The organism is Nonomuraea dietziae, assembly GCF_014195505.1.
GTDB lineage: Bacteria > Actinomycetota > Actinomycetes > Streptosporangiales > Streptosporangiaceae > Nonomuraea > Nonomuraea roseola.
In genome coordinates this window covers 26,738-45,776 of the sequence record NZ_JACIBV010000002.1, presented here as the reverse complement: position 1 = coordinate 45,776, position 19,039 = coordinate 26,738, and the positions used below count along the sequence as shown (strand labels likewise).

General features: G+C 68.0%; 17 protein-coding genes. 11 read left to right on the top strand and 6 right to left on the bottom strand.

Annotated elements, in window-relative coordinates:
* Nucleotides 1-245: 245 nt before the first annotated feature.
* Together FHR33_RS42820 and FHR33_RS51190 are read right to left on the bottom strand one after the other, a co-directional pair.
* The gene (locus FHR33_RS42820; protein ID WP_246453734.1) at nucleotides 246-1,415 is read right to left on the bottom strand and encodes a CLIPPER-2 domain-containing protein; all 1,170 of its coding nucleotides are present in this window, start codon (nucleotides 1,413-1,415) and stop codon (nucleotides 246-248) included.
* A gap of 475 nt (nucleotides 1,416-1,890) precedes the next feature.
* Complete coding sequence (locus tag FHR33_RS51190; protein ID WP_246453694.1) at nucleotides 1,891-3,087, bottom strand: hypothetical protein; 1,197 nt, start codon at nucleotides 3,085-3,087, stop codon at nucleotides 1,891-1,893.
* A gap of 104 nt (nucleotides 3,088-3,191) precedes the next feature.
* On the opposite strand from FHR33_RS51190, the gene FHR33_RS42815 reads away from it, so the two are divergent.
* The gene (locus tag FHR33_RS42815) at nucleotides 3,192-5,915 is read left to right on the top strand and encodes a WD40 domain-containing protein (RefSeq protein WP_183660728.1); all 2,724 of its coding nucleotides are present in this window, start codon (nucleotides 3,192-3,194) and stop codon (nucleotides 5,913-5,915) included.
* A gap of 63 nt (nucleotides 5,916-5,978) precedes the next feature.
* The gene (locus FHR33_RS42810) at nucleotides 5,979-6,662 is read left to right on the top strand and encodes a hypothetical protein (RefSeq protein ID WP_183660726.1); all 684 of its coding nucleotides are present in this window, start codon (nucleotides 5,979-5,981) and stop codon (nucleotides 6,660-6,662) included.
* Between the two features lie 342 nt (nucleotides 6,663-7,004).
* Here the strand turns inward: FHR33_RS42810 and FHR33_RS42805 are convergent, their stop codons facing one another.
* Nucleotides 7,005-7,931 carry a helix-turn-helix transcriptional regulator gene (locus tag FHR33_RS42805; RefSeq protein WP_183660724.1) on the bottom strand — a complete coding sequence of 309 codons (927 nt, stop codon included), beginning with the start codon at nucleotides 7,929-7,931 and terminating at the stop codon, nucleotides 7,005-7,007.
* Between the two features lie 260 nt (nucleotides 7,932-8,191).
* On the opposite strand from FHR33_RS42805, the gene FHR33_RS42800 reads away from it, so the two are divergent.
* From FHR33_RS42800 to FHR33_RS42785, 4 genes are all read left to right on the top strand, one after another.
* The gene (locus FHR33_RS42800) at nucleotides 8,192-9,346 is read left to right on the top strand and encodes an alpha/beta hydrolase (protein ID WP_183660722.1); all 1,155 of its coding nucleotides are present in this window, start codon (nucleotides 8,192-8,194) and stop codon (nucleotides 9,344-9,346) included.
* 454 nt (nucleotides 9,347-9,800) lie between these two features.
* Nucleotides 9,801-10,016 carry a cupin domain-containing protein gene (locus FHR33_RS42795; protein WP_221242516.1) on the top strand — a complete coding sequence of 72 codons (216 nt, stop codon included), beginning with the start codon at nucleotides 9,801-9,803 and terminating at the stop codon, nucleotides 10,014-10,016.
* Nucleotides 10,017-10,071: 55 nt separating this feature from the next.
* A complete protein-coding gene (locus FHR33_RS42790) occupies nucleotides 10,072-11,094 on the top strand; it encodes a zinc-dependent alcohol dehydrogenase family protein (RefSeq protein ID WP_183660720.1) in 1,023 nt (340 codons plus the stop codon).
* A 47-nt stretch (nucleotides 11,095-11,141) separates the two neighbouring features.
* A complete protein-coding gene (locus tag FHR33_RS42785; RefSeq protein ID WP_183660718.1) occupies nucleotides 11,142-11,522 on the top strand; it encodes an SDR family NAD(P)-dependent oxidoreductase in 381 nt (126 codons plus the stop codon).
* Here the strand turns inward: FHR33_RS42785 and FHR33_RS42780 are convergent.
* Both FHR33_RS42780 and sigJ read right to left on the bottom strand, forming a co-directional pair.
* Nucleotides 11,498-12,142 (bottom strand): DoxX family protein, encoded by a 645-nt coding sequence (locus FHR33_RS42780; RefSeq protein ID WP_221242515.1) that lies wholly within the window; start codon nucleotides 12,140-12,142, stop codon nucleotides 11,498-11,500. The genes FHR33_RS42785 and FHR33_RS42780 overlap by 25 nt on opposite strands.
* 353 nt (nucleotides 12,143-12,495) lie before the next feature.
* Entirely contained in the window at nucleotides 12,496-13,440 is a 945-nt protein-coding gene (gene sigJ, locus FHR33_RS42775) for an RNA polymerase sigma factor SigJ (protein WP_183660716.1), read from the bottom strand.
* Nucleotides 13,441-13,932: 492 nt separating this feature from the next.
* On the opposite strand from sigJ, the gene FHR33_RS51185 reads away from it, so the two are divergent.
* The 5 genes from FHR33_RS51185 to FHR33_RS42755 all read left to right on the top strand — a co-directional run bounded on the left by FHR33_RS51185 (nucleotide 13,933) and on the right by FHR33_RS42755 (nucleotide 18,072).
* Nucleotides 13,933-14,301 carry an MBL fold metallo-hydrolase gene (locus tag FHR33_RS51185; protein WP_246453693.1) on the top strand — a complete coding sequence of 123 codons (369 nt, stop codon included), beginning with the start codon at nucleotides 13,933-13,935 and terminating at the stop codon, nucleotides 14,299-14,301.
* A 73-nt stretch (nucleotides 14,302-14,374) separates the two neighbouring features.
* The gene (locus FHR33_RS51180) at nucleotides 14,375-14,758 is read left to right on the top strand and encodes an MBL fold metallo-hydrolase (protein WP_246453692.1); all 384 of its coding nucleotides are present in this window, start codon (nucleotides 14,375-14,377) and stop codon (nucleotides 14,756-14,758) included.
* 52 nt (nucleotides 14,759-14,810) lie between these two features.
* A protein-coding gene (locus tag FHR33_RS42765; protein WP_183660714.1) for an IS5 family transposase occupies nucleotides 14,811-15,616 on the top strand; the annotation gives its coding sequence in 2 pieces (ribosomal slippage) (nucleotides 14,811-15,162 and nucleotides 15,162-15,616; 807 coding nt in all).
* Between the two features lie 464 nt (nucleotides 15,617-16,080).
* Nucleotides 16,081-16,284, top strand: a complete 204-nt coding sequence (locus tag FHR33_RS42760) for a cold-shock protein (RefSeq protein WP_183660712.1) — start codon at nucleotides 16,081-16,083, stop codon at nucleotides 16,282-16,284.
* Nucleotides 16,285-16,638: 354 nt separating this feature from the next.
* Nucleotides 16,639-18,072: a DEAD/DEAH box helicase gene (locus tag FHR33_RS42755; RefSeq protein ID WP_183660710.1), complete on the top strand. Its 1,434-nt coding sequence runs from the start codon at nucleotides 16,639-16,641 to the stop codon at nucleotides 18,070-18,072.
* Nucleotides 18,073-18,200: 128 nt separating this feature from the next.
* Here the strand turns inward: FHR33_RS42755 and FHR33_RS42750 are convergent, their stop codons facing one another.
* On the bottom strand, nucleotides 18,201-18,554 hold the full coding sequence (locus FHR33_RS42750) for a helix-turn-helix domain-containing protein (RefSeq protein WP_183660708.1): 354 nt from the start codon (nucleotides 18,552-18,554) through the stop codon (nucleotides 18,201-18,203).
* Nucleotides 18,555-19,039 lie beyond the last annotated feature (485 nt).

Here is a 19,039-nt window from a genome sequence, read left to right as displayed (position 1 = left end):
GCATCGACGCCTCGCGAGATCGCCTACCCACGCGTTCTCGATGCCCTCGCCGCATGACAGAGCGTCTCCCCACGAGGACCCCGAGACCGGGTCCGTCTGTGTGTTGACCTTCGTGGGGAGGCGGCATCGGCCTGCTTACGCGCCCCGGGCATGACCGAACCAGGGCGGAATGCGTGTGCTATCCGGCGGCGCACAGCCGCCGGCGAACATGATCGTGTAGGGCCTGCTGTCCGCCGGCCTGACCCTCAGTACACCTCGATCCTGTTGGCGTTGATGTCATCCAGCAGGCGGATGCTCCTGCTGTACCGCTCGGCGGTGCCGGAGTCGACCGGCAGGTCGGTTGTGACCTGGGCGTAGAGCACCGCGGCCCGCACGGTGCCGGGGCTGGAGCTGATCGTGGTGTCGGCGTTGACGCGCCGGGTCGCCAGGTTGAAGTAGGTGCCCAGGAGGTGCTCGGTGAGCACGCTCTTCGGCGCGTTGTCGCCCCTGAACGCGGTCGTGACCTCGGCGGTGTTCAGGGCTCCGCTCCGGTCGCTGTCGTAGCGCTGGTCGGTGGCCTGGACACGGGCGAGGACCTCGGCCGTCCACTGGCCGGCGTGGTTCTTCCAGAAGCCCTTGGAGAGCGGGTCGCGGGTCGGCGGCACGGCCGTGACCGTGGTGGTCGCCGTGGCGGTGACGGGGGCGAAGACGCACGCGCCGCCTGCGTTCTTGTAGTTCACGGACACCTGGCTCGGATACGTCGTGCCCGCCGGGGCCAGCAGCGTCGGCCGCGCGGTGAAGACGATCTCCCGGTCGCCGGACTCTGCCGGTGTGTCGCCCACGTTCCAGACGAGGGTCCGGGTGCCGTCGGCGTTGAGCGTCACCGAGCCGGGTCGGGGGCCCGTGCCCAGGTCGAGCACCTTGCTGTAGTAGAGGCCGGAGGGGAGCGTGGCGGTGACGACGGTGTCGGACGCGGCGCCGCCGCCCGTGTTCGCGTAGGTGACGGTGTAACTCACGGCCTCGCCGGCGTTGACCGTGGGGGTCGCGGTCTGCTTCACGGTCAGGGCCGGGGCGCGGATGGTGGTGGTGGCGCGGTCGGTGTTGTCGTCGGTGTAGGGGTCGGGGGTGCCGTCGGAGTCCTTGCCCGTGACCGTTGCGGTGTTGGTGAGGACGGCGCCGTCGGTCGTGGCGCAGGGGACCTGGTAGGTGAACTCGGGGGTCACGGTGTGGACCGCGCCGTTGGCCAGGTCGGGCAGCGAGCGGTGATGCGTGGTGCCGTCGGGCAGGGTGTCGGTGAGAGAGACGGCGCCGGCGGCGCCGGGGCCGAGGTCGGTGACGGTCACCGTGTAGGTCAGGGTGTCGCCGCCGACGGCTTCGGTCTGGTCGGCGGACTTGGTGAGCTTGAGGTCGGACTTCTGGAACCTGGCACGGATCATCTCCGCGGTGAGTTCCTGCGGCAGGTCGCGGCGCGCTCCGTCGGCGAAGAAGCCGGCGTTGAGGCGGGGATTGTACTGGATGTTGGCCCAGTCGTCGAAGCCGTGCAGCGCCTGCAGGGCCTGATCGGGGCACTCTTTCAGGATGCGGTTGATGTTGGCAGGAGTGTCGCCCTGGCGTGTGCCGTTTCCGTTCCAGTCGATGAATCCGCTGGTGGCGGTCACCGTTCGGGGCTTGCCGTCGACGCCGTACACGACCTGACGATCGGGGCTGGCGTACACCCCGACGTTCTCGTTGAGATGGTTCTCCTGCAGGGGCACGCCGAGGGCGGTGCCGCTGGCCGCGCTGCTGTAGTCCAGCGGCCGGATGCGGTCGTAGTCCTGGAACTGGTAGGAGTAGTTCATCACGCTGAGGTAGTTGGGTTTGCAGTTGATCTCTTCGTCGCCGCCGTGTCCCAGGCCCAGCGTGTGTCCCAGCTCATGCATGAAGGTGGACTTCTCGGCGTTCGCCCGCCCGCCCAGATTCTGGAGTTCCTTGGGGGTGAACACGCCCATGGTGACGACGAAGTCGTTGCCGCCCCTGGGGCTGGTGGGTTCCCACTCGGCCAGGGCCCGACCCATCGGTTCTCCGGTTCTTGTCCTCGACGCGGTCGCCGAAGATCATGTACCGGTACACCATGCTCTTGGCCTTCAGGATGTTCACGCAGTTCGGGCTGGAGCGGTCGGCTGCGGTGCCGAAGGCGCCCGCACAGGTGCTGTTCGGCGCGCCGTTCTTGATGAAGCTGAAATTGTCTGGTTGGCCATCGTTGCCCGGGATGAAGCGGAGCACGGGCACATGCGGCAGTTCCTCGTCGATGTCCAGGATGTGGAGCCGGACGCCCAAGTATGTGCCGCCGTGGTATCGATCGACCGGTGCGCGGTCGAACGCGTCGACGACGTCCAGGAGGCCCAGGTAGTCGGGCCGAAACCCCTTCAGGTAGTCAACCTCGACGAACAGGTCCTTCCGGTACGGCAGGGCGTTGTACGGCGGGTTGCCCAGGGGCAGGTCCACCGTGCCGTCGGTGTTGGCGTCGAGACCTAGGCCGGGTATCTCCCAGGAATCCTGGAGGCCGTCGCCGTCGCTGTCCCTGCTTGCCTTCTTCGCCTCCGCGAGGCAATGGTCGGTGGTGATGGTGAAGTAACCGCGGGCCGAGTCGACCCCGCTGGCCTCGCTCTGTCCCGTCAGGGACAGGATGCCCGCCCCCTGTTGGGCGGTCAGGTCGCCGCCGGTGAAGATGCAGGTGTTCAGGTCGAACGTGATGTCCAGATCATCTCCGGGCGCGCCCCAGTCGATGGGGTCGTCCGGGGTGAGGTCATCCTGGTCCCACAGCTCCAGGTGGATGTCGATGGGATTGTGGTCGGGGTTCACCGTCACCGTGCGCGACCAGTTCGTCCTGAAGTCGGGCCCGTGGGCGCAGCAGAAGTCGTCTTTGTCGGCGCCGAATCCTTGACCGTCGATCAGGAACCTGGGGTAGTAATCGTTCCCGCACGACTCGCCTTCCCCCTCGCCGCACTCCACTTCGACCACTCTGTACAGGTGGACGGTGACCTTCACGTTCTCGGCCTGGGCTGCGGTGGGCGCGAGGTACGCCATCACCACGACTAACGCGACCAGCGATCGAGCCAACCATCTCATCTCGCGGTCCTCTCCGAACCATCCGGATCCCGATGATCGCTCGCACGGATCTGTGTTGCATGAGTAGGCCCATACTCAATCCCCGAAGCTTCACACTTGTGCATGTGGACCTCCTGGGCAAGCGCGGGAAACCATCTCCGAGTCACTACGACGGGTTCATCTCCTACAGCCGAGCCGCTGACGACCGCCTCGGCCCGGCCCTGCGCGACGGCCTCCACCAGTTCGCCCGTCCCTGGTATCGACTGCGCGCCCTGCGCGTCTTCTGCGACGCCCGCAGCCTGTCGGCATCGCCGGGCCTGTGGACCACGATCGAGGCCGCGCTGGACGCGTCGCACTGCTTCATCCTGCTGGCCTCGCCCGAATCGGCGCGGTCCTTCTGGGTCCTGCGGGAGGTCGAGCACTGGCGGTCGCTCGCGCCGGAACGGCCCATGCTCATCGTGGTCACCGACGGCGAGATCGTCTGGGATCACGAGGCGGGGCAGTTCGACGAGACTCTGACCACGGCCCTGCCCGAGTCGCTGCTGCGGGGCTTCACCGAGGCTCCACTGTGGGTGGACCTGCGCTCGGTCCGCACTGAGACCGACCTGTCCCTCGGCAGCCCCGCCTTCCTTGACACCGTCGCGACGCTCGCCTCCGCCCTGCACCACCGCCCCAAGGACGAGCTCGTCGGCGAGGACGTCCGCCAGCACCGGCGGGCCCGGCGGTTCCGGCGCTTCTCCTGGACGGGGCTGTCCCTCCTTACCGCGGCGGCGGTCGTCGGCGCGGTGGCCGCGGTCAACTCGGCCGATGTCGCGCGGGCGCAGCGCGACAGGGCGGAGAGGCAGCACAGGAGCGCCGTGTCCAGCTTGCTGGTCATGCGCAGAGACCAGGTCGGCGACGCCGACCCGGTGCGGTCCGGGCTCCTGGCCGCCGCGGCCTGGCATTTCAATCAGACCCCCGAGGCTCGCCACGGCATGCTCGCCTCCCTGGCGACTCCTGCCCGTGATGTCCTGAACGACCTCGGCGACACCAGAGCGCTCAGCCCGGACGGCAAGATCCTGGCCGGCGATGACCGGGCCATGCGCCTGTGGGACCCGGTCACCCGCAGGTGGGTCGGACACCCGTTCACCGCGCACTTCCGGTCGGCGAAGTTCAGCCAGGACGGCCGGACACTGGTCACCTTGGAGAACGACGAAGACATCCGGTTGTGGGACTCGGCGACCTGGCGCCCGATCGGGACCGCCTTCCCCGGCCCGGGCGACGACGTCGTAGCGCTGGAGCTGAGCCCTGACCGCGGGACTCTCGTCACCGTCGGATTCGACGAGAAGATCCGGCGGTGGGACACCGCGACCTGGCGGCAGATCGGGCCCCCGCTCACCGGGCATACCGACGACATCGAGTCCCTGCGGCTCAGCCCGGATGGCACCACTCTCGCCAGCGTGGGCCGCGACGGGGCCCGGCTGTGGAACCTCGCCACCGGGAAGGGAAAGCCGCTGGGCGGCCACACCGGCGCGATCCGATCGGTCGCTTTCAGTCCGGATGGCCGGATCATGGCCACCGGAGGCCACGACGGAGACGTCCGGCTGTGGGACTCGGTCACGGCAAAGCCCGTCACGAGCCCGCGAAGCGGGCACGACGGCCCCGTCAGCGCCATCGCGTTCAGTCCGGACGGCGAGACCCTGACCACCGCCGGCTGGGACCGGACCGTGAGGCTGTGGGACCCGACGACCGGCCGGCAGGTCGGGGACTCGCTCACCGGCCACACCGACATCGTCTCGGCGGTGGCCTTCAGCGCGGACGGCACACTGCTGGTCAGCAGCAGCCTGGACCGGACCGTACGGCTGTGGGACCCGGAGGCGCGCCGGCCGATCGCGGACCCGCTCAAGGGCCATACGGAGGAGGTCACGCCACTGCTGTTCAGCCCGGACGGCAGGACTCTGATCAGCAGCGGCCAGGAGGAGACCGTGCGCCTGTGGGATCCCAGGACCGGACGCCAGCTCGGCACGCCGATCGGGATCCCGAACGCCTACGGCAACGCCGCCTGGCCCATGGCGCTCAGCGCCGACGGCCAGACCTTGGTCATCGCCGATCCCGACGGAGAGGTCCAGCCGTGGGGCATGGCGGACAGGCAGCCGATCGGAGAGCCGATCCAGGTGGGGCGCCGCGTCCAAGCGGTGGCGGTCAGCCCGGATGACGCGACCCTGGCCGTCGGCGACGGCGAAGGGACCGTCTCGCTGTGGAATCCGGCCACCCGGCGACCGGTCGGGCAGCCGCTCAAGGCCGGGACCGAAGCCGTGCAGGCGCTCGTCTACAGCCGGGACGGCACGATCCTGGCCACCGCCTGCGGCGGAACCATCCGGCTGTGGGACACAGCGACCGGACGGCAGATCGGCAACTCCATGGAAGGCGTCAACTCGATGGCGTTCAGTCCGGATGGAAAGCTGCTCGCTGCCCTCGGTGGCGACGGGACCACCCGCCTCTGGGACACCCGAACCCAGCGGCTTTCGGGAGATCCGATCAAGGGCGACGGCGCCGTGGCGCTCAGCCCCGACGGCCAGACGCTGGCCACCGCGGGGGCGGACAACGGCGTCCAACTGTGGCACGCACGGACCGGGCGGCCGATCGGGAATTCGCTCAAGGGCCACACCGCTGACGTCCTGGCGCTGGCCTTCAGCCCCGACGGTCAGACCCTGGCCAGCTCCGACAACGCCGGAACCATCCTGCTGTGGCGACCGGGCATCCCGGCGGACCCTCTCAAGGCGGTTTGCGCCCTGGCCGGCCGCTCCCTCACCGAGCAGGAGTGGCGGCTGTACCTGCCCGAAGGGGAGCCTCACAAGAAGATCTGCTGAAGCCCCTACAGCCCGAAGGTAGATCGGAAGTAAAGTCGCTACCAGCCGACGAATGGAACGCCCATGAAAGCGCGTATGATCGCGATCATGCAGGCCCGATGGGTCAGGCTACTCGCGGCGGCGTTCATCGGCGCGCTCGTCGGCCTGGCGATCTTCGAGCTGACCTCAGCCGGAGGACGCTGGATATTCCTGCTCACCGGAACCGTCGCCGGAGTTGCCGCCACGGCCGTGGCGCAGTCCAGGGCGGCCCAGCTGACCGAAGTGAAGGTCACCGTCCCCCAGTTGAGCGAGCTGACCTTCCTGGTGAACAACCAGAGCCGCCAGGTCGCCTGGCAGCTGTTCGTCGAGACCGTCACCCGGGTCTCCGTCCAGGCGCTGGACGACGACGAGGGCCTGATCAGGGAGGCGATGGACTCCCTCTACGGCCTGTTCGCCACCACCCGCGACGCGCTCAAGGCCGGCCGTCCCTCGGCCCCGGTGCCGGGCGGCCAGACCGTCGAGTATTTCGCGATCTCCATGCTCAACAAGGAGCTGCGCCCCTTCCTGTCCAGGTGGCACCCCCTGCTGACCGAGTGGGAGCGGGAACACCCCGACGAGCCGGAGTCCGCCTGGCCCGACGGCCGGCAGTGCCGGGACCACCTTCGCCGGCTCCAGGCCGACATCGCCGCCTACGCCGAGGGTTTCGGCCGCCTCGCGGGGATCCGCGACCCGCAGACCCTGATCACTGGGATGACGCCCCAGCCATAGCGACCCCAGCGACCACCGCTTTGACGGGTAAGCAGCGCTTCGGCCCGCTGCTTCCGCAAGGGGCCGGTGTTGTAGTCCTGTCTCCAGCCCGGGAGTTCCCACGCCCCGAGTCGCAGGAGCCATCCCCGTCCATGGGGATCGACGATCACCGTGGCTCCGTCAGGTCTCGGCGGACGCGTCAAGTCTCGCCTCGACGGAACCCGGCACCGGCGCGGATGGCAGCCGTCGCGGCCCCGATCGGTGACTGTCGGCGTTGTCCCGCTTCCTGCCGACGATGCTGAGAGCTCATCGGCTTGCGCGAACGCTGTTCCATGGGTCGCCTGTGAACCAGCGCTTGCCATCTCAGCCGCGCGGGAGATGCGCGCCTGTGTCCTGAGGCTGTCCGGTCTGGTCGAGGGTCGCGGCCCAGCTCGCGAGCAGGCGAAGGGCGTCGTGGGAGGGGGTGTCGGGGGCGGCGGTGTAGACGGTCAGGTTCAGGCCGGGGTCGGCGTGCAGATCCATGGACTCGTAGTCGAGGGTGAGGTCGCCCACGGCGGGGTGGTGGAAGGTCTTGGTGCCGGCGTGGTGGAGGCGGACGTTGTGCTGCGCCCAGCGGCCGCGGAAGTCGGCGCTTCGGGTGGACAGCTCGCCGATCAACTGGGTGAGGTCGGCGTTGTAGGGGTCGCGGCCGGCTTCGGTGCGCAGCAGGGCGACGGTGGTGTCGGCGGCGGTGTCCCAGTTGGGGAAGAAGTCGGGCCCGGCCGGGTCGAGGAACTGGAAGCGCGCGATGTTGGCCGGCTGGCCGGGAGTGGCGCCCGGGTGCAGGTTCCGGCCGGGGGCGGCGAGTCGCGTCTGGAAGACCGGCCAGTACATGGCGCGGCCGAGGCGGTTGGCGGCCAGGAGGTCCATGCGACCGTTGCGGATGATGGCCGGGGCGTCAATCATGGCATCGAGCATCCGCTGCAGCCCGGGACGGACCTTGTGGGCGTGGCGGGGGGTGCGGGCGCGGGTGCCCGCGGCGCGGGCCAGGTCGAACAGGTGAGCGCGTTCGGCGTCGTCGAGTTGGAGGGCGCGCGACACGGCGTTCAGGACGTCCTCGGAGACGCCGCTGATGTGACCTTTCTCGAGCCGGGTGTACCAGTCGGTACTCACGCCGGCCAGCACGGCGACTTCCTCGCGGCGCAGGCCGGGCACCCGGCGGCGACCGCCGGGAGCCAGCCCAGCCTGCTGTGGGGTGATCCTGGCGCGCCGGCTGGCGAGGAAGTCGCGGATCTCATCTCGGTTGTCCACCTTTCCACTGTAGGGAGCGGCCGGGGGCGGAAAGGGGTAGAGGTTGTCCCCCCGATGAACGCGACCTCCCGCCCGCGCGACGGAGCCGGTTTTCTGGGTGTTGCCACACGGCGTGACGGCCTGTCGTTGACGAAAGCCGTCACCCGATCAAGAAGCTACTCACCCTCACCCTCTGAGGACCAATCGCATGCGATCAGGGAACCGCTGAATACCCGTGCCGCCGAAAGTTGTCGGCTGACAGACCACAGGGAGCATCAACGATGAACACGAAGTCTGATACCGCCGGACAGGCGACGACAACGGCATCCGCGGGGCGGACTGTCGCGCGCCGTGGGCTGATCAAGCGGGCGGGCGCCGGCGCCGCCGTACTCGGTGTGCTTTTCGCATCAGGCTGGCCTTCGGCCGCCCAGGCCTCCACGCCCTCTGCGCCGATGGCCCATACAACACCGAACCTGCCGCCTGGGGACACGTCCAACGGTGCGGACAACTTCTACACCAGCGACAAGGTAACGGTGCAGAAGGTCTCCTTCAAGAACCAGTACCGGATGAACGTCGCGGGGAACCTGTTCGTCCCCAAGAACCTGAATCGCCGAGCGAAGAATCCGGCGATGGTGGTCGGACATCCCATGGGTGCGGTCAAGGAGCAGAGCGCAAACCTGTATGCCACGAAGATGGCCGAGCAGGGGTTCGTCACCATGTCCCTTGATCTGTCGTTCTGGGGCAAGAGTGACGGCCAGCCTCGCAACGCTGTCTCGCCGGACGTCTATGCCGAGGACTTCAGTGCCGCGATGGATTTCCTGCGCACCCGAGCCTTCGTCGACAAGGAGCGGATCGGTGCGATCGGCGTGTGCGGCAGCGGAAGCTTCGTCATCAGTGCGGCCAAGATCGATCCGCGTATCAAGGCCGTCGCGACGGTCAGCATGTACGACATGGGCGCCGCCAACCGCGACGGGCTCAGGAAATCCGTCACCCTCGAGCAGCGGAAGGACATCCTCAAGCAGGCAGCGCAACAGCGCGATGTGGAGTTCGCGGGTGGTCAAACCGAATACACCAGCGGAACGCCTGAACAGCTCAATGACAACTCGACTCCGGTCGAGCGTGAATTCTATGACTTCTACCGCACCGCCAGGGGATACAGCCCGAACACCACGACGCATCCCACGCTCACCAGCAACGTCAAGTTCATGAACTTCTACCCGTTCGCCGACATCCAGACGATCTCTCCCCGCCCGATGCTCTTCATCACGGGCGAGAAGGCGCATTCCAGGGAGTTCAGCGAAGAGGCCTACCGGCTCGCCGGTAAAGCCAAGGAACTGGTGATTGTTCCCGGCGCCGGTCACGTGGATCTCTACGATCGCGTCAACCTCATCCCCTTCGACAAGTTGACCACGTTCTTCCGGAACAACCTGAAGTGATCAGGTGTGGCCGGGGGAGAACGCACAACAGCGGAGGGCTGGAAGACGGGCCAGTACATGGTGCGCCTCGGGCGGTTGGCGGCAAGGAGCTCCCTGCGGCCGTCGCGGAGGATGGCCGGGGCGCGTCGGTCATGGCGTCGAGCAGCGGGTGTACCAGTCGGGTGACTTCCTCGCGGCGCAGGCCGTGCACCCGGCGGCGATCGCCGGGAGCCGGCTCGGCCCGCTGCGGGGTGATCCTGGCGCGCCGGCCGGCGAGGAAGTCACCCGCGCGCCGGAGCCCGGTCTCCTGGATGGGGCGAGCCCGAAGCGGAAGGCCGACCAGGCAAAGGAACGCCGTGACGGAGGCCATCTTCTGCCGAGGGCCGAGATGACTCCACCCGTTGCCGGAAACAGGGCGACTGAAGAGGAGCTGCGGACACGCAGCTGAAGACGACCGTCGAAGAGGAACCCTGCGATGCAGCTGATCACCCAGCCGCCGACCAGCAAGGCCCTGGCCGAAGCGCACCCGGGTGACGTCGTGTACACCCCGCTGGGCGAGGAGCACTGGCACGGTGCCGCCCCCGACCATTTCATGGTCCACCTCGCGCTGTGGGAGGGCGACGACACCACCTGGCTGGAGCACGTCAGCGACGCCGAGTACGGGGCCGCACGTTCCACCACCCGCCGGTGAGAACCACCGCTGAACGTCGTCGGCCCCCCATCCCGCCTTTCTGAAGGAGATTCACATGCGTGGAGTAGTTCTGCACACCCCGGGCGACGTCCAGGTCGAGGAGCGGCCCGATCCGATGATCATCGAGCCCACGGACGCGATCATCCGCGTGACGGCGGCCTGCGTGTGCGGGTCGGACCTGTGGCCCTACCGCGGCGTGGAGAAGCTCGACGGGCCGGTCCCGATGGGGCATGAGTACGTCGGGGTCGTGGAGGAGGTCGGCAGCGAAGTCACCACGATCAAGCCGGGCCAGTTCGTGGTCGGCTCGTTCTGGGCCTCGGACAACACCTGCGAGACCTGCCGGTCGGGTTACCAGAGCGCGTGCGTCCACCGGGTGCTGATGGGCACGATCGGCACCCAGGCCGAACGGGCGCGGATCCCGCTGGCCGACGGCACGCTGGTCGCCACGCCCGGCATGCCGGATGCGGATCTGATCCCGAGCCTGCTGGCCGCCTCCGACGTGCTGGGCACCGGTTGGTTCGGCGCCGTCGCCGCCCAGGCCGGGCCGGGCAAGACGGTCGCCGTCGTCGGTGACGGCGCGGTCGGGTTGTGCGCGGTGCTGGCCGCCAAGCAGCTCGGCGCTGAGCGGATCCTCGCGATGAGCCGGCACGCGCCGCGCCAGGAGCTCGCCCGCCAGTTCGGCGCCACCGACGTCGTAACCGAGCGCGGGGACGAGGGCGTGGCCAGGATCAAGGAGCTGACCGGCGGGCTCGGTGCGCACAGCGTCGTGGAGGCGGTCGGCACCCAGGAGTCGATGACGCAGGCCGTCCGCTCCACCCGGCCCGGCGGGCACATGGGGTTCGTCGGCGTCTCCCACGATGTCTCGCTGCCGGGCGACGAGCTGTTCTTCTCCCTCGTCCACCTGCACGGCGGCCCCGCGCCGGTGCGCGAGTACCTGCCGAAGCTGATCGAGCTGATCGCCAACCGCGAGATCGACCCGGGCAAGGTCTTCGACCTGACCCTCCCGCTGGCGCAGGCGGCCGAGGGATACCGGGCGATGGACGAGCGCCGCGCCATCAAGGTCCTCCTCACGCCCTGAACGCGGCGGCGACCCCACGACACGACACGAGCCTCAGGGAGGCATCCATGACGCAGCCTGTTCACCGCCGCTTCGAGGGCCAGGCCGTGCTGGTGACCGGTGCGGCCAGCGGAATCGGCCGCGCCACCGCGCTGGCGTTCGCCCGCGAAGGCGCGGGCGTGGTGGTCGCCGACGTCGCGGCCGGTCAGAACGAGAAGACCGCCCAGATGATCCGCGAGGAGGGCGGGCACGCGCTGGCGGTCACCTGCGACGTCACCAGCCCTCAGCTCGTCGACCAGCCGGTGCGCGTTTGGCCGATCGCCGCGCCACGCACGGGCAACGCGATGCCGTCGACGCGGGGTTTCGTTCGCCGCCCGGCCGTCTGGGGGAGCTCCGGCCGCAGAGCCGGCGGGGCAGGAAGCCGCTACTCGTCGATCCAGCCGTTCTGAACTGCCCACTCGTGCATCATGGCGTCGGCCGCGGGCAGCGTGAGGAGGGAAACGGCATACAGAACAACGAGGAGCCCCATCGGGACGGCCCAAGCGCGAGGCCGGGTTTCCGGCGGACCGGCCGCGTCCTGTCCGGCGGCAGGACGGAGCCGCGACGCAGGGAGCCGACGGTCGGCAGGCCTCAGCACCCACGACGCGATGGCGCATGCCCCGAACATCAGCGGCGGCCCCCATGTCTGGAGACCGTCACCGATCGTCAGATGCGATACCACGGCACTCGACCACAGGAAAAAGGCGCCCGCGTACGCCCATTCCTTGATCAGCGGAAGCCGGGGCGCGATGATCGCGACGGCCGCGCCGGCCTGCCACACGCCGAGAATGTAGGCGAAGTAGTGCGGGTATCCCAGGTGGCGCAACTGAGCCTCCACCCATTCGATCGGCACAAGGTTCCACACCGATCCAGCAGTCAGCTCGAAGACGATGACAAACGTGGTGGCCCAGAAGGCGATGAGGCGGATCCGGCTCCAGCCGCTTCGTGCGACGGTGGCCGCCTTCTCGTGCGTTCTGGTCGTTTGAGTCCGTCTCTCAGCATTCTCGTCGAATCGATCTGGCATGTTCATGACTTCTCCTTGCGTTGTGTGGCCTTCAGTTCGAAGTCGCGGCCGGCGATCGGCGACTCCACCATGGAGTGGTCAGCCGGGGCCGAGGGCGAAGCCGATCCGGCGGACCAGGCTGGTGGGGCACACAGGGTCACTCACGGTGCGGTGGCGCGCCGTCCAGACGCATGGAGCCGGCCCGGCACCGTGTGAGACCGTCTCTGCGCCGCCAGGTCAATGTGGCGACTGAACATTGAGCGCTTGTGTGGTGCCGGCCTGTCCCTCGCGGAGGTCGCCGGCGAAACCCTTTTGACCTTGGGTGAGGCGCGCTCGAATCAAGGTATGTCCCTGCGAGCGAAGATCATCTTGAGAACTTCCTAGTGCTGCAGCCCCGCCGTCCACCACCGGAGCTTGTCGGGGTTGCGAATCGCCCAGATGCGCTTGATCCGGTTGCCTGCGACCTCGAACGCGTACACCGACACGGTCACAGCGTCGTGCTGAGCGATCAGTCCGGGCCGGCCGTTGACCGTACGCTCCAGGATCGTCAGGTCGCGGAGCCTGCCATCGAGATGGACCAGGGAGCGGACGATCTGCTCGGCGCCTTCGATCGGGCGCAGCAGGGCGCCGACGACGCCGCCGCCGTCGGCGATCGCCGTGGCGTCGGGGTCGAGGAGGCTGATGAGGGCGTCGATGTCCCCGTCTTCCCATGCCTGCTTGAAGTCCCTGACGATCCGAGCCTGCCGGGCTGCCGGAGCCGCGGGAGCGTGCGTCGCGCGGATGCGGCGGCGGGCCGAGGAGGCCAACTGGCGGCAGGCCGCCGGGGTACGGCCGACGATCTCGGCCACTTCGGCGAAGGAATACCGGAAGACATCGTGCAGGATGAACGCGACGCGCTCGGCCGGGGTCATCGACTCGAGCACGACGAGGAAGGCCATGTTGACCGACTCGTCGAGGGTGACCCGGTCGGCCGGGTCCCCGGTGAATCCGTCAGACCGCCCGGTGATCCACTCCGTGGGTTCGGGCAGCGGCTCGGGGATCCACTCGCCCACGTAGGTCTCGCGCCGGACCCGTGCCGAGGACAGCACGTTGAGGCAGAGGCGGCCGGCGACCTTGGTCAACCAGGCGCCGGGAGACGCGATGGCGTCCTGCTGCCGCCGGGACATGGCATACCAGCGGGCGTAGGTCTCCTGGACGACATCCTCGGCATCGGCCAGGGAGCCGAGAAGCCGATACGCCAGATTGATCAGCTGACGCCGCTCGCTCATGATCGCGCCCAGGCCCGGATCGAGCCGGCCGCCTCGTGGCTCGGATGGGATGGTCATGGCGTCCTGGCCATCGTGTCACTGACTCCCTTGGTCGGGTCTGCTCTCACCAGTTCGACAAGACAGCGCAGCGAATTGTGAGGTCGGCGCGTCGCCGCACATTCCGACGTGCTGCACACCATCCAGCACGCAGGCAGCCACCCCTGGTGGATACGCGGCTCGCCGGCGAAGACCGGCGCCGGAACACGTGATCGTCCCGGCGGCCACGTCGCAAAGCTCCAGATCCTCACCGAGATCGAGAAGGGAACCTTGCCATGTCCCCGCCTGGACACCGCACACCCAGCAACGATGTCGTCATCGGGGGTGGCCACGCCATCCGCCAGGCCGTGGGCAAGGCGTCGCTGACGCGGCGCTTGGCCGGTCCGCCGCGTCTGATCTGGGTGTCTCCCTTACCTCAGGCACGTTCCAGCGCTGCTCCTCCGGGCAGCGGAGCTGTGGGGGAGTAGTCACGGTTCTCGTTGATGCGCTCCATTCCTCGACCCTGGAGACCTGATGTCCGGTCATGAGACCGCGGGAGTGCGTTTCATCGGCAACGCGACGACGCTGATCCGCTACAAAGGCTTCACCCTGCTGACCGATCCCAACTTCCTGCACCGCGGCCAGCGCGCCTATCTCGGCTACGGGCTCACGTCCAGGCGGCTCACCGAGCCCGCACTGGACATCAGCCAACTGCCGCCGCTGGACGCGGTCGTGCTGTCCCACATGCATGGAGATCACTGGGACAGGGTGGCCCGCGGGGCCCTGGACAAGCGCACACCGATCATCACCACTCCCCACGCCGCCCGTCGCTTGAGACGTCAGGGCTTCAGCCGGGCCACCGGCCCTCGACGTATGGGGCCAGCACCGGCTGAGCAACGGTGACGGGACTGTCACGATCACCGCGCTGCCCGCCAAGCACGCGCTCGGCCTCGCCAACCTGCTCCTGCCTCCTGTCATGGGCAGCATGCTGGAGTTCTCCGACCCACATGGGAAGCCGGACCTCCGCCTGCACATCAGCGGGGACACGCTGATGGACCATCGCCGCCTGTCGGGCATCCCCGTCCGCTTCCCGGACATCGATGTGGCCATCGTCCACCTGGGCGGCACCAAACTCCTGGGAGCTCTGCTTGTCACCATGGACGGCGAGCAGGGAGCCAGATGGGTCCACCTCGTCAACCCTCGTACCGTCGTGCCCGTGCACCACGAGGACTACACCGTCTTCTCCTCCCCGCTGGACGACTTCCTGCGCCACATGGAACGGGCGGGTCTGTCGGGCAGGGTTCACCGCCTTGCTCCAGGCGAGAGCTGCCCGCTGCCGGTGCAGCCCGTCAAACGGTGAGAGTCACACAGTAAGACCGTGTCTTGATTGGTGATCACTCGTTGGATCGATCATGGAAGCGTTCCTAGATCAGCTGGTTCCTGACGAGTTATGGGAGCTGTTTCAGCGCGTGATGCCGCCGCCTCCGAAGCGGCCGCAAGGTGGTGGCCGACGGCGGGCCGATGACCGCCTGATCCTGGCGGCCATCGTGTTCGTGGCCACCACAGGCTGCACGTGGCGGCAGCTGCCACCGGGCTTCGGCGCTTCCTGGCAGACGGTGCACCGCCGCTTCACCGACTGGAGCAGAGCCCGGGTGTGGGCCAAGCTGTATCGGATCATCCTGGATGAGCTCGGCTCCCGCGGCGAGCTGGACTGGTCGCGGTGCGCGATCGACTCGGTCAGCGTCCGGGCGGCCAAAGGGGGGAGCTGACGGGTCCGAATCCTGTCGATCGCGGCAAGAAAGGGTCGAAGATCCACTTGATCGTCGAACGGACCGGCCTGCCGATCTCTGTCGCGATCAGCGCAGCCAACACCCATGACAGCCTGGCGTTGGAGCCGCTGGTGCGCAGCATTCCGCCGATCCGCTCCCGCCGCGGGCCGAGGCGTCGCCGGCCGGGCAAGCTCCACGGTGACAAAGGCTACGACTACCCCCATCTACGAGCCTTCCTGCGCGGCCGCGGCATCGTTCCACGCATCGCCCGCCGAGGGATCGAATCCAGCAGCCGCCTGGGACGCCACCGCTGGGTCGTCGAGCGGACCGTCTCCTGGCTGGCCGGCTGTCGCCGCCTGCACCGCCGCTACGAGCGCCGGGCCGACCACTTCGCATCCTTCGTCGCCATCGCCGCAGCCCTCATCTGCTACCGCCGACTCACCAAATGAGACGACGTCTAAGCGGCAGGACCACGTGCCGGTGGACAGCGCGGCACGCGAAGCTCCTGGGGATGCTGTCGCTCTTGGTCGACAACGCAGCTACCAGGGGCTTCTCTGCTTGGAGACCAAGTTCACGAGCTTGGGCAAGCCTGAGACCTGCCGCTTCAGATGACGAGGCTCACGGAAGCGAATATCTATTGCCACAGATGCAGAAATTAGGACGACGTACGGTTAGGTTTTATGGCGTAACCGACGAAATGTGAACCCTTGCTTTCCTCGGAAACGCGCACTGTGATACTGTCCATCTCAGTTGCAGTTGTGGTTCCCAAAGACTTCAAGTGCCCTCGCCGGCGTCCTGTGCCGGTGGTGGCACTTTTGTATTGCCGGCGCTTTTCCGGACGGGGTAATCATCGCGGCGACGCGAGGCTCGCACAGTGCGAGCCTTACGGGCACTGCCCCGAAGGAGATGCAAGATGGCTACTGGCACAGTGAAGTGGTTCAACGCGGAAAAGGGTTTCGGCTTCATCGAGCAGGACGGTGGCGGCGCTGACGTCTTCGCCCACTACTCGAACATCGCCGCCCAGGGCTACCGCGAGCTTCAGGAGGGCCAGAAGGTGACCTTCGACGTCACGCAAGGCCAGAAGGGCCCGCAGGCGGAGAACATCGTTCCCGCCTGACACCGACGCACCACGCAGCTGGGGCCCGCCCTGTAGGGGGCGGGCCCCAGCGCGTTGCTTTTGTGGTACCCATGTGCTGCGACGGCCTCACGAACCGCGAAGACGTCTGTTCTTCCGCCGCACACCGGCTACGCCACCAATGGCTCCGGTTCGGGCATAAGTCCGCTCCAGTCCTCTGGCCCGGCATCGCAGCCGCCGTTCTTCTCGGCGAATGCCGACCATTTCGACGCACGAGACCCAGGCTGTTTTCCGCCCCGGCTCGACTCGTCTTTTCTTCGGCTCGTACTCACTATTCTTTGTGCCGCTCATCGCGCCGAGAATTCCTGACACGTGCCGCATCGAGGAAGATTCTGCATGAACCATGCAACTCGCACGCCCGGCCGCAACTTTCCCACCCGTACGGGCGGCTCTGCCAGTTCCGGCAGAGGTGGCCGATTCGGCTCGCCGGCTTCAGGCCGTTCAGGCGCCCCCAGCCGTACCGGTGGCTACGGGCGGCGCCCTGCCGCGCTTCAGGGGGAGTTCGCGCTGCCGGTCAGCGTCACCCCGGCCCTGCCCGCAGCCGCGACATTCGCCGAACTGAACATGCCGCCCGCGCTGCTGAAGATGCTCATCAGCCTGGGCATGAACGAACCGTTCCCGATCCAGGCGGCCACGCTGCCGAACTCCCTGGCCGGCCGGGACGTCCTGGGGCGGGGCCGCACCGGATCAGGCAAGACGCTCGCCTTCGGTCTGGCCCTGCTCGTCCGCACCTCCGGACAGCGTGCCGAATCGCGACAGCCGCTCGCCCTGATTCTCGTCCCCACGCGGGAACTGGCCCAGCAGGTCACTGACGCTCTCACCCCGTACGCCCGATCACTGAAGCTGCGGCTGGCCACCGTCGTCGGCGGCATGTCGATCGGCCAGCAGGCCAATGCGCTGCGCAGCGGTGCCGAGGTCGTCGTCGCGACCCCGGGACGGCTCAGGGATCTCATCGAGCGCGGCGACTGCCGCCTGGACCAGGTCGGCATCACCGTGTTGGACGAGGCCGACCAGATGGCCGACATGGGCTTCATGCCCCAGATCACCCATCTGCTCGACCAGGTGCGGCCGGGGGGCCAGCGGATGCTGTTCTCCGCCACTCTGGACCGCAACGTCGACCTGCTGGTCCGCCGCTATCTGAGCGACCCGGTGGTCCATTCGGTCGACCCCTCGGCGGGCGCGGTCACCACGATGGAGCACCACGTCCTGCACATCCAAGGCGCCGACAAGCAGGCCACCACTGTGGAGATCGCTGCTCGCGACGGCCGGGTGATCATGTTCCTGGACACCAAGCACGCCGTGGATCGGCTCACCGAACACCTGCTGAACAGCGGAGTACGCGCCGCCGCGCTACACGGGGGCAAGTCCCAGCCCCAGCGCACCCGTACCCTCGCTCAGTTCAAGACCGGCCACGTCACGGTGCTGGTGGCGACCAACGTCGCGGCCCGCGGCATCCACGTCGACAATCTCGACCTCGTCGTCAACGTCGACCCGCCAAGCGACCACAAGGACTACCTGCACCGCGGCGGCCGCACCGCCCGCGCCGGCGAGTCCGGCAGCGTCGTCACCCTGGTGCTGCCCAACCAGCGCCGTGACATGACCCGCCTGATGGCCGACGCCGGTATCGTCCCGCAGACCAGCCAGGTCCGCTCGGGCGAGGCGGAACTCCGACGTATCACGGGTGCCCAGGCTCCCTCGGGGATTCCCGTGACCATCACCACACCCGTTGTCAATCGCCGGGCGGGACGGAACGGCCGACGATCCTGGTAACAGTGGTCGATCAGCAAGTGGAGAGCCCGGTCCGGCGGGCAGGGCTTGGCCGTCGCAGGCCGTTGCGCCGTTCGCTCTGATCTGCTCTTGCGACAGATCAGAGCGCGTGATCGGCGAAGGTGGTGGCGCTAGGCGTCGGCCAGATGACTGCGGGAGCCGTTGATGCGCCGCGCCTCGGCCAGTTGGTCTTCCAAGATGATGATGCGGCAGGCGGCTTCCAGCGGCGTGCCCTGGTCGACCAGTTCCCGCGCCCTGGCGGCCAGGCGCAGCTGGTAGCGGGAGTAGCGGCGGTGTCCGCCGCGGGAGCGTTGCGGCTCGATCAGCCTGGCGGCGCCCAAGGCGCGCAGGAACGCGGGGGTGACCTGGAGCATCTCGGTAGCCGCGCCCATGCTGTAGGCGGGATAGTTCTCATCGTCGAACCTGTCGCAGGCTCCGCGGTGCTCGAGTGTGGCGGTGCCGGCGGTCGGGTGCGTTTGATCCATACAAGCCTTTCGTGATGCGACAGAGGCCCCGGCGCTATCTCGCGCCGGGGCCCCCGAAGAGTTTCAACACCATCTACCGGCCATCGGCCGGTACTTACCGTTTCCGCATCAGCCGTACAGCGCGGCGATGCGGGGATCGCGAATGCGTGACCGTAGACCACCTTCCCATCTGTGGAACTGCGGTACCCGAGCGGCGAGACTCAGCCGGCAACGGGCGATCCTGATGGTGTTCAACACTCCCTTCATCTCTATCTTCCGGACCACTGTCCAACTTCATCTTCGGCAGCGCGTCCACGGTCGGGGCCCTGACTACTGCGCTGGCCCTTCACGTCCGACCTTCTGCCCCTGCCATCAACCAACTTCTTCTTCGGCAGCGCGTCCACGGGCGGGGCCCTTACAACTGCCCTGGCCCCTCACGTCCGACCTTCTGCCCTCACAAACTCCGACTTCATCCACCATGTCCGGGCAGTTCGGCGTCTTGCTGC